Annotated in this window: 8 protein-coding genes and 1 pseudogene; 5 read left to right on the top strand and 4 right to left on the bottom strand. The window is 63.3% G+C overall.

The annotated features are described in order from the left end of the window. The first annotated feature begins 60 nt into the window (after positions 1-60). A complete protein-coding gene (locus WCE35_RS24260) occupies positions 61-756 on the top strand; it encodes a hypothetical protein (RefSeq protein WP_424595848.1) in 696 nt (231 codons plus the stop codon). A 126-nt stretch (positions 757-882) separates the two neighbouring features. Next, a complete protein-coding gene (locus WCE35_RS24265) occupies positions 883-1,653 on the top strand; it encodes a gamma-glutamyl-gamma-aminobutyrate hydrolase family protein (RefSeq protein ID WP_424595849.1) in 771 nt (256 codons plus the stop codon). A gap of 26 nt (positions 1,654-1,679) precedes the next feature. On the opposite strand, the gene WCE35_RS24270 is transcribed toward WCE35_RS24265, so the two are convergent. Next, positions 1,680-2,738, bottom strand: a complete 1,059-nt coding sequence (locus WCE35_RS24270; protein WP_424595854.1) for a 2-dehydropantoate 2-reductase — start codon at positions 2,736-2,738, stop codon at positions 1,680-1,682. After that, positions 2,739-3,509: pseudogene (locus tag WCE35_RS24275) on the bottom strand (fumarylacetoacetate hydrolase family protein); the annotation flags it as partial. Between the two features lie 181 nt (positions 3,510-3,690). Here WCE35_RS24275 and WCE35_RS24280 point away from each other — a divergent pair. Then, a complete protein-coding gene (locus WCE35_RS24280; RefSeq protein WP_424595850.1) occupies positions 3,691-4,758 on the top strand; it encodes an extracellular solute-binding protein in 1,068 nt (355 codons plus the stop codon). A 169-nt stretch (positions 4,759-4,927) separates the two neighbouring features. Next, entirely contained in the window at positions 4,928-8,122 is a 3,195-nt protein-coding gene (locus tag WCE35_RS24285) for a PAS domain S-box protein (protein WP_424595851.1), read from the top strand. Between the two features lie 128 nt (positions 8,123-8,250). Here WCE35_RS24285 and glnA read toward each other — a convergent pair whose 3' ends face one another. Together glnA and WCE35_RS24295 are read right to left on the bottom strand one after the other, a co-directional pair. Continuing rightward, positions 8,251-9,660, bottom strand: coding sequence for a type I glutamate--ammonia ligase (gene glnA / locus WCE35_RS24290; protein WP_424595852.1), 1,410 nt, complete (start codon positions 9,658-9,660; stop codon positions 8,251-8,253). A gap of 130 nt (positions 9,661-9,790) precedes the next feature. Then, the gene (locus WCE35_RS24295) at positions 9,791-10,129 is read right to left on the bottom strand and encodes a P-II family nitrogen regulator (protein ID WP_011441447.1); all 339 of its coding nucleotides are present in this window, start codon (positions 10,127-10,129) and stop codon (positions 9,791-9,793) included. Positions 10,130-10,483: 354 nt separating this feature from the next. Between WCE35_RS24295 and WCE35_RS24300 the strand changes: the two genes are divergently transcribed. Further along, positions 10,484-11,240, top strand: a 757-nt coding sequence (locus WCE35_RS24300; protein ID WP_424595853.1) for an NAD(P)H-hydrate epimerase, incomplete at its 3' end; no start/stop codon positions are given.

The following is an 11,240-nucleotide window of genomic DNA, read 5'->3' on the forward strand; positions in this document are numbered from 1 at the left end:
TGCCGCATTCCCTGTGCCAAGCGATGGTGCGGACGGGACCGCGGTTACGGCGAGGGATCAATGAGTTTCAAGTGGTTCGGGCCGCTGGCGCTGTTGGCCGCGCTCGTCATTGGCGACCAGATCAGGATCAACCGGCCCGGTCACAAATACCGCCTGACCGTCGAGGTCGAGACGCCCGCCGGCGTCAGATCTGCGTCAGGCGTCCTGGCGGTTCATCCCGACCGCAGCTACAGCCGCGGCGGCCATACCCGCACCTCCGGCGACGCCATCTTCGTCGATCTCGGCGGCGGCAGGAACCTGGTCGCGCTGCTCGCGCATATCGACAACAAGCTCGATCTGGACGGCGTCAATTACGTCGCGCTCCGTGCCTATACCGCGGCCGGCGGCAAGCGCGTGTCGTTTAACGAGATGAGCCGGCTGACCGGCATCGAGCCGGTCAGGGACGCGCTGGTACCGGTGCTCGTGAGCTTCGCCGACCCCGCCAACCCCGCCACGGCACGCACGGTGCCGGCCGATGACGCGGAGACCGTGCTAGGGCGGGGATATCGCCTCCACGGTATCGCGGCCGAGGTGGTGCCGAACGGATATTGGCCGCTCGATTTCGGCGGCGCGCTGGGCGAGCCCGTGACGCGGGCGATTTTGGCGAGACTGCCCTGGCTGAACGGAACAGGCGATCCCGCGCTGACGGCGCTTCGGGCGGCCGGATTGCCCGGCCTGGAGGCGATCGACGCCAAAGCGGCCTTTACGCGCAAATAGCAGGGCAGGCTCCCGCCGGGTCGTGAGATATTGATCCGAGGCTGGCGGGAAGGCATGATCGGCAGGAATCGTGGCTCATACAGAAAATCCCTTTTTGCCCGGGACCATGACAGCGGAATTCAAGTGATGAAACGCCCCGTGGTCGGCGTGATCGGAAACGCCTATCGGGTTGAAGATCGTTTCGCGACGCAGATGGTCGGCGAACGCAACCTTCGCGCCGTGGCCGAAGTTTCCGGCGCGCTGCCGCTGATGTTTGCCGGATCGCCCGACATCACCGACATTGGCGCCTTGCTCGATGTGGTCGATGGCGTGGTGCTGACCGGCGCCCGCGCCAATGTGCATCCGACGCGCTTTAGGACCGAGCCGGATGAGAAGCACGAGCCCTACGATATCCATCGCGACGATGTCGCGCTGGCGCTGACGGAAGCCTGTGTTGCCCGCGGCGTGCCGATATTCGGCATCTGCCGCGGCTTGCAGGAAATGAACGTCGCTTTCGGCGGCTCGCTTCATCCCGAAATCCGCGAACTGCCAGGACGCATCAACCATCGCATGCCGCGGCTGGAGAGCGGCGAAATCCACCCCGATCCCACCGTCGTGTTCGCGGACCGGCATCAGGTCAATCTGACGCCTGGCGGGGCTTTCGCCAAGATCCTCGGCTGCGAAACCATTCGCGTCAACTCGCTGCACGGACAGGGCATCCTCGAACCCGGCAAGCGCGTCGTGGTGGAGGGCGTGGCCGAGGACGGCACCATCGAAGCGATCCGGATCGCGGATGCGCGGGGTTTTGCGCTCGGCGTGCAATGGCATGCGGAGTATGATCCGCAGCGCAACCCGATCAACCGCGCGCTGTTTCAGGCGTTCGGCGCGGCGCTGGTGGCCCGCGGACGGGCCACCTAGACTGTCGGCTTCCGAAACGACCTCTGTCAGGCCGCCTTGTCCACTTTCTCCACCTTCACGCCGCCGCCTTCGAGCAGCATCACCTTGTTGAGAAGCTTGACCAGCGCATAGACCGATTCGATCGCTGGTGCCGCGGTGTTGGTCAGTTTGGCCATCTCCAGAATGGAGCCGATCAGCGCCTCGGTTTCGAGCGAACGGCCGGCTTCGACGTCCTGCAGCATCGACGTCTTGTGCGCGCCGACGGCTTCGGCCCCGGCAATGCGCTTGTCGATGCTGACGCGGAAGGTGACGCCGAGTTTCTGCGCGATATCCTGCGCCTCCTTCATCATGGTCGCGGCCAGCTGGCGCGTCTCGGCGAACTGGCAGATGTCCACCAGCGTGGCATGCGTCAGCGCCGAGATCGGGTTGAAGGAGAGATTGCCCCACGCCTTCAGCCAGATCTCCGAGCGGATATCCGGCAACACCATCGATTTCAGTCCGGCCTTGATGAAGACGTCGTGCAATTCCTTGACGCGTCCGGTTTCCTTGCCGTCGAGTTCGCCGATCGGGAAGCGGTCGCCCTCGACATGGTGGATCACGCCCGGCGCGGTTGCCGCCGCCGCCGGGTATACCACGCAGCCGACAAGGCGGTTCGGATCTATCTTCCGGGTCAGTACGCCGGAGGGATCGAGGCTTTCCAGCCGGTGATTGTCATATTGGCCGCCGAGCTTCTGGAAGTACCACCATGGCAGGCCGTTTTGCACGGTCAGCACGATGGTGTCGGGACCGAGCAGCGCATCGATGTCGCGTACCACCTGATCGAGGAAATGCGCCTTCACCGCCAGCACGACGATATCCTGCTTGCCGGCTTCAGCCGGCTTGTTGACCGCCTTCATTCGGGCGGTCTGGACCTTGCCGTCATGCCATTCGAGCTGCAATCCGTTTCGCTGGATCGCGGCGAGATGCGCGCCCTGGTCGATCACCGTGACGTCCTCGCCCGCAAGTGCAAACTTGGCCGCCAGCAGCCCGCCGATGGCGCCGGCGCCGACCACGCAGATCTTTTTCTGCTTGGGCGGCGCGCCCAGGAGATACGGGCTCGGCAGCACCTGGTCGAAAACGTTGCTGAGGCTGCCAACGCCATCGATCGCGATCTCGACGACGTTATGGGCGTCGGCCATCGTGCCGGCGCCGAGCGAGGTACCGCAGGCGATGACGTCACCGGGCATCAGCGTCACGTCCCTGGAAATCGCCGCGACCAGCTTGTGCGGCGGGAAAAACATGTCGGCGACGGGATAGTTCTGCCGCTCCTTGCCGTTCAGGATGGTCCTGATCGACAGCTTCATCGGATCGACGCCGGTGGCGATCACGGGACCGAACACGCCGAACGTGTCGAAGCTCTTGGCGCGCGCCCATTGTTCGAACGACTTGTCCTTGCGCAGGAGATCGACAGCGGTGACGTCGTTCACGCACGTGTAGCCGAAGATGTACTCACCGGCCTCGGCTTCGCTGATGTTGAAGCATTTCTTGCCGATGACGACGCCGAGTTCGCCCTCATAGATGATTTTTCCGGCATAGGTGGCCGGACGCTCGATCGGCTTGTTCGCCGGCCAATAGGCATTCGGCGCCTTAAGGAACCACAGCGGCTCCTTCGGCTGGGTGAAATCGTTCTTGGCCGCGAGCTGGTGGAAATTGTTCCACAGGCAGATCATTTTCGAAGGCGCGCACGGTGTCAAAACCGTGACGTCGGAGAGTTTCAGCGTTGCACCGCTCGGCTTCGCACCGGCGAACAGGTCGCCGGTGTGAACCGCGATCGTATTGCCTTCCAGCGTGCCGAAGCCGGTCTTTCCACCTTGCTCAAAACGAATCCATTTCGCCATCTGCGACCTCCCGGTATGGGGTAAAGCCGGCGTCGTTGGAAAGCGCGGCCGTTCATTCATTCTAATCTTCGCGCCGATCTCCGCAATCATGCACTGCATCATTGGGAGCGCAGCCAATATCGGCTATAGACATCGACCGCGGCGGTCGGCGACCGGCCGCGTCATCCGTGGGAGGATGCCCATGCGAAACCGAAATTGGTCGAGGCGCGACGTGCTCAAGGCGTCGACAATATCGGCGGCGGGTATGGTTTTCGCAGAACCGCTGCGAGCGGCTGCGCCGCCGTCGACCGAGGTCACGCCGGCTCTGATTGAGGCCGCCCGCAAGGAAGGCAAGCTGTCGTTCTATTCGGCCCTGGAACTCAATGTCGCCGAACGCCTGGCGAAGACGTTCGAGGCGAAATATCCCGGCATCAGCGTGCGCGTCGAGCGCTCCGGCGCCGAGCGGATTTTCCAGCGTATCGCGCAGGAGCAGGGCAGTGGCATCAGCGCCGTCGACATCGCCAACTCTACCGATCCCGCCCATTATCTCGACTGGAAGAAGAACGACTGGCTCGCGCCCTATGTCCCGGAAGACGTCGCCAGGCACTTTCCCGCCGATCAGGTCGATCCCGATGGCATGCACGCGACGTCGTGTGCCTGGTTGGAGGTGATCGGCTACAACACCGATCTGGTCCGGCGCGAGGATGCGCCGAGGAGCTACGCTGATCTGCTTGATCCCAAATGGCAGGGCAGGATCGTCAAGGCCCATCCCGGCTACAGCGGCGCGATCATGACCGCGACCTTCGTGCTCGCACGCGATCTCGGCTGGCCGTATCTGGAAAAACTCGCGCAGCAGAAGGTCATGCAGGTGCAATCGGCGGCCGATCCGCCGAAGAAAATCCTGCTCGGCGAGCGCGCCGTCATGGCCGACGGCAACGACTACAATCTGGTGCTGCTCAAGGACCAGGGCAAACCGGTCGAGGTCGTCTATGCAAGCGAGGGCTCGCCGCTGATCATCGTCCCCTCCGGCATCTTCCGCGGCGCGCCGAACCCGAATGCTGCAAAACTGTTCCAGCACTTCTTCTTCAGCGCGGAGACCCAGCAGATGCTGGTCGATGTCTTCGCCCATCGCTCGTTCCATGCGCAGGTGAAGGAAAAGGGCGCGCATGTTCCACTCGCAAGTCTGAAACTGCTCAAGGCCGATCCCGCCGCCGTGCAGGCGCAGAGCGAGGAAATCAAGGCGCGCTATTCCAGGCTGTTTAAGGTATGAGCGATCCCGGCCGGTTGGTCTCCCGCGGGGTGCTCGGGCCAGTCTCCGTAATTCTACGGGGCCGAAAGTTGGGGATCGCGAAGCCGGACTCGGCTAAGCAGCGGGCCGTATTCGAGGGCGCCGAAGAGATGCCCGTCGTTGCCGATCCAGGCCGGGAAACCGGCCGCGCATGCATTCTCCCGGACCGTTGGTCGTTATGACGCTGTCGGGACGTCTCGCGTTCGCGATGGTCTTGCTGGTCGCGGCGACCACATGCGCCCTCAGTCTGTTCACCTACTACTTCGTTAGAGAGGCGACGATTCCGCACGCGCTGGACCGCCTCGCCACCAAGGCCGCCCTGGGCGCGACCGAACTCGAGGCCGCGCTGAGCGGTGCGCGCCAGGACGCGCTGATGATCCAGGGAGGCGTGGCAGTGGAGCAACTGGCGGCAACGCGAACCGCTGGCCCGATCGTCCCGCAGGTTGACGCCAAAATCCGCGAGAGCATCACGGCACGTTTCCTGTCGATACTTCGGGCAAAATCCGAGTATGCGCAGTTGCGCATCATCGCCGCCGCCGACGGCGGACGCGAACTGGTGCGCGTCGACCGGGGAGGGCCGGGCGGCGCGGCCCGCGCCGTTCCCGACATTGAACTGACGCAGGAAGGTGAGCGCGACTACTTCAAGCGCACGATGTCGCTATCGAGGTCCGATGTCTACGTATCGCCCACGATGTCCGGCACCGACGGCGGTTCGGGTCATCCCGCCACACCCATGCTTCAGATCGCCACGCCGCTGCCGGCGCCTGACGGCCGGCCGTTCGGGATCGGCGTGATCGATCTCGACCTCGGACCGAGGTTCGAGCGCATTCGTGCCGGGATTGGCGGCGTCAACCATGTCGCCATCGTCAATGCCGCCGGCGACTATCTGCTCGATTCCGGCCCCCCGCGCGAAATCGCTTCCGGCGCCAGGTCTCCGGCGCGGATTCAGGACGATTTCCCGGAGTTCGATCGATCGTTGACCGGCGGCGGCAGCGGCAGTGGAATCTGGCGGGATCGTAACGGGGAGCAGTACGGCGTGGGGTGGCAGACCGTGCGCATGGCGGGCGGACCCGGCGCCACCATCCTTGTGGCTACCCGGTACCGGGTGCTCAATAGCGGTTTCTCGGCGGTCAGCCGTTCGGCGCTGGCCGGCGGCGGGATTGCGGTTCTGCTCGCGCTCGTTCTCGCGATCGGGATTGCCAGATCGTTGTCGAGGCCGCTGACCCAAATGACGCGGGCGGTCAAGGGCCTGTCGCGTGGCGAACTGGTCGCGATGCCTTCGAACGGCGGCCAGGAAATCGCCATTCTTGCCGCGGCGTTCGCCGAAATGTCGACCCAGCTCGGCACCAAACAAAAACTGCTGGAGAATACCGTCGAAAGCATACGCGACTCCGTCGTGGTGGCCGACGAGAACGGAAAGATCGTCGTTGCCAACGCCGCTGCCCGGCGGCTGCTTGGCGTGGACCCCGGTTTCAGCAGCGCAGCGGGAGCGCAAAAGTTCACCCGCTTCTTCGCCGACGGCGTGACGCCGCTGCCGGTTTCGAGCTCGCCGCTGATGCGGGCGCTGCGCGGCGAAAATGTCGATGACTTTGAGCTCGTGGTGCAATTCGAAGAACCGGGGGTCAGGGCATACATCGTCGCCAACGCACGCCCGTTGCGCGACGAACTCGGCACCCTTCGCGGGGCGGTAACGGTGCTGCGCGATACCACCGAACAGAGGCGGGCGCACCAGGCGCTGGTCGACAGCGAGCAAATGGCGCAGGCGATCATCAAGACCGCGCTCGACGCCTTCGTCCAGACCAATGACAAGGGCGTCGTTCTCGACTGGAGCCCGCAAGCGGAAGCCTTGAACGGATGGACCCGGGCGGAGGCTATCGGCAAGAAAGTGGTGGATCTGGTTTTCCCGGAATCGCTCCGCGCCGGGCACCGGCAGCGCATCGCGCGATTCCTGAGTGAGGCCACCGGCGGCGCCACGGGCATGCGATACGAATCGCGCTCGCTGCACAAGGACGGCCATGAATTCCTGGTCGAAGTATCGCTCACGGCGCTGCGTCGCGGTGACGGCTTCATCATCAACGCGTTTATCAGGGACATCACCCGCAAGCGCGCCGCCGAGGAGCAATTGATCCAGGCGCAGAAGATGGAATCGGTCGGGCAACTCACCGGCGGCATCGCCCATGACTTCAACAACATGCTCACGGTGATCACCGGCACCATCGAAATCCTCGCCGATGCCGTCAAGGACAATGCCCCGCTTGCGGCGATCGCCAAGATGATCAGCGAAGCCGCCGATCGAGCGGCCCAGCTCACGGCAAACCTGCTTGCCTTTGCCAGAAAGCAGCCGCTCCGCCCGCTCGAGATCGACATCAACGCGCTGGTCAGGGAGGTCGTCAAACTGCTGTTGCCGACGCTGGGAAGGCAGATCAAGATCCAGACCACGCTGAGCGATCAGGTTTGGCCGGCACTGGCCGATCCCGGCCAGCTGAGTTCAGCGATGGTCAACCTCGCGATCAACGCCCGCGATGCCATGCCATCCGGCGGGACGCTAATGTTTACGACGAGCAACATCAGTCTGAGCAGGCAAGAGGCGGCGGCAAGCGGGGTCGATGCCGGCGACTACGTCGTGATCGAGGTTGCCGATACCGGCCACGGTATTCCGGAAGCCATCCGCGACCGGATTTTCGACCCGTTCTTTTCGACCAAGCAGGTCGGCTCGGGCACCGGGCTCGGACTGAGCATGGTGTTTGGCTTCGCCAAGCAGTCCGGCGGCAACATCGAGGTCCGCAGCGAGGAAGGAAGCGGAGCCAGTTTCCGGATCTACCTTCCGAAGGCCGACTTCGAGCCGGTTCAGACATCGCCGGTAACCGATGGCGAATTGCGCGGCGGATCTGAAACGATCCTGTGTGTCGAGGACGACGACGAGGTGAGGGCCTACGTCACCGGCCAGCTCGAAAGTCTCGGATATAAGGTGATATCGACCTCGGGCGCCGCCGAAGCGCTCGCGGTCGTCGAAGCCGGGACGGCGTTCGATCTTCTGTTTAGCGATATCGTCATGCCCGGAATCCTCAATGGCAGGCAGTTGGCTGACAGGATTGCCGAACAACGGCCGACGCTGAGAGTCCTCTTCAGCTCTGGCTACACCGATGGGGCGATCCCCTCGCAAGGCCGTGCGGGCCGTGACATGCCGCTTCTGACCAAGCCCTATCGCCGCGCCGAGCTTGCGCGCGCGTTGCGCCACTGCCTCGATACGGCGCTCGACCCGGCGGGCGATCCCATACCGCTGCCCTATTCCGTGCTGCCCGACCTCGAGCGCTTCCTGCGGGAGAATCCGCCGAAGAGGGGATAGTTCTTGTTCGCGGTGTCAGCGGGCGAGGGAGCGCTCCACGCAAACAATGAGGAAAGCGCGTCGCTGCAATGTGAAAAGGCGCCCCGTCTGGGGCGCCTTCGTCCTTCTTGCCGTGACGGGCGTTACAGTTACAGCGAATAGTACATGTCGAATTCGACGGGGTGCGGCGTCATCTCGAAGCGCGCCACTTCGGTCATTTTCAGCTCGATATAGCTGTCGATGAAGTCGTCGTCGAACACGCCGCCGTGCTTGAGAAACGCGCGGTCCTTGTCGAGATTTTCCAGGGCCTCGCGGAGCGAGCCGCAGACGGTCGGGATCGCCTTCAGTTCCTCCTTCGGCAGATCGTAGAGATCCTTGTCCATCGCCGGGCCCGGATCGAGCTTGTTCTTGACGCCGTCGAGACCGGCCATCAGCATGGCGGCGAAGCCGAGATACGGATTGGCCATTGGGTCGGGGAAGCGCACCTCGACACGCTTGGCCTTCGGCGAAGCGGTGTAGGGGATGCGGCAGGAGGCCGAGCGGTTGCGCGCGGAATAGGCGAGCAGCACCGGGGCTTCGTAACCGGGAACCAGGCGCTTGTAGGAGTTGGTCGACGGGTTGGTAAAGGCGTTGATCGCCTTGGCGTGCTTGATGATGCCGGCGATGTAGGACAGGCAGGTCTCCGACAGGTCGGAATATTTGTTGCCGGCAAATACCGGCTTGCCATCTTTCCAGATCGACTGATGGCAGTGCATGCCGGAGCCGTTGTCGCCATAGACCGGCTTCGGCATGAAGGTGGCGGTCTTGCCGTAGATGTGCGCCACCTGATGGATGCAGTATTTGTAGATCTGCATCTGGTCGGCCATCAGCGTCATCGTGTCGAACTTCATGCCGAGTTCATGCTGGGCGGAAGCGACTTCGTGGTGATGCTTCTCGACCTTGACGCCCATCTTGGCCATCGCGCCGAGCATTTCGGAACGCATGTCCTGCACCGAGTCCTGCGGCGGCACCGGGAAATAGCCGCCCTTGGTGCGGATGCGGTGGCCGAGGTTGCCGCCTTCATATTCGGTGCCCGAATTGGTCGGCAATTCCGCGGCGTCGAGCCTGAAACCGGTGTTGTAGGGATCGGCGGCAAAGCGCACGTCGTCGAACACGAAGAATTCGGCTTCGGGCCCGAAATAGACGGTGTCGCCGACGCCCATCGACTTCACCATCGCCTCGGCCTTCTTGGCCATGCCGCGCGGGTCGCGGTTGTAGGGCTCGCCGGTGGTTGGCTCCAGCACGTCGCAGACGAGGACCATGGTGGTTTCGGCGAAGAACGGATCGATCGTCGCGGTGACGGGATCGGGCATCAGGCACATGTCGGATTCGTTGATCGCCTTCCAGCCGGCGATCGACGAGCCGTCGAACATCAGGCCCTCGGCAAAAGTATCCTCTTCGATCATGCCGACGTCGAATGTCACGTGCTGCCACTTGCCGCGCGGATCGGTGAAGCGCAGGTCGACGTATTTGACGTCGTTGTCCTTGATCGATTTGAGGACGTCTTTGGCGGTCTTCATGAATACCCCTCTTGGCTGCGGGTCGGTTTCCAGGATTCATCGATGATGGTGAGATTTCGCGAACGAAATCAGGCGGCCTAGGCAGCCCTGTTCTGATTTTTAACTCGCAAAATGCGGGATAGCACCCGGCTCAGATAGCGTCCAGCCCGGATTCGCCGGTCCGGATGCGGATGGCTTCCTCGATGTTGGATACGAAAATCTTGCCGTCGCCGATCCGTCCGGTTTGGGCGGCGCGCCTGATCGCGTCGATCGCTTTTTCGACGAGGTCGTCGCCGATCACGATCTCGATCTTGACCTTGGGCAGGAAGTCCACGATGTATTCGGCGCCGCGATAGAGTTCAGCGTGACCCTTCTGCCGTCCGAAACCCTTGGCTTCGGTGACGGTGATGCCTTGCAATCCGACTTCCTGAAGCGCCTCTTTTACCTCGTCGAGCTTGAACGGCTTGATGATGGCTTCGATTTTCTTCACTGGGCGCCTCCCGGGCATTTCTAGAATTCAGAGTGCAGATGGTTCGATGCGCGTGGCGCAGCAAGTTCGATCCTTGGGTTCGGCCTACGGCCGGAACGCTGATGGAGGGCCGCCTGGCGCGGCCATCCCGAGCGGCTTCCTCAAAAGCAGGGTCTATGCCAAGTTGTTAGCGGCGCCGATTACGGAACGTTATCAGACTTTTAACGGGCAACCCGCTGGGGTCGACCCGGGGACGCATGATACTTTAGCCTATGAAATAGGCAAAATGATCAATCGGCATGCAATTGTGTGGGGAAGCGCTACGCGCTGGATGAGATTTGCCTCCGGAACAGGCGGTTGGATTGAGGATTCGGCATGGAAGTTCTGACCACGGCTGAGATGGAGCGTGCCGACCGGCTGACCATTGCCGCCGGCACGCCCGGCTTCGCGCTGATGATGAGCGCCGGCCAGGCCGTCGCGGAAGCCGCGATGGATCTGGTGGAGGAGGGGCCGATCGTTGTCGTCGCCGGCGGCGGCAACAATGGCGGCGACGGCTTTGTCGCGGCCGCCGAGCTCGCCGCGCGCGGGCGGGAGGTTTCGGTCATCCTGTTGTGCGAGCGGGATAGCTTGCAGGGCGACGCGGAGCTTGCCGCCCGCGGCTGGAAATATCCGGTGCTGCCGTTCAACCCGCAGGCGATCGGCAAGCCGGCGCTGATCATTGATGCGCTGTTTGGCGCCGGTCTCAACCGGCCGGTGAAGGGCGAACCCCATGAAATGATCGAGGCAATCAACGGCAACGGCGCGCCGGTTCTCAGCGTCGATCTGCCAAGCGGCATCAACGGCACGTCGGGCGCCGTCATGGGCGTTGCGATCCGCGCTACCGAGACGGTGACGTTCTTCCGGCGCAAGCCGGCGCATTTGCTGCTGCCGGGAAGGATGCATTGCGGCCGGGTGCGCGTCGCCGATATCGGGATCGATGCGGGGGTGCTCGACGAAATCCGGCCGCAGACATCGGAAAACATTCCGCGGGCCTGGCAAAGATCCTTTCCGGTGCCGCGGATCGATGGCCACAAATATGCGCGCGGTCACGCCATCGTCGTCTCCGGCGATACCGCCTCGACCGGCGCGGCGC

Origin of the sequence: Bradyrhizobium sp. (assembly GCF_049691595.1) — a bacterium.
In the GTDB taxonomy this organism is placed as follows: Bacteria; Pseudomonadota; Alphaproteobacteria; order Rhizobiales; family Xanthobacteraceae; genus Bradyrhizobium.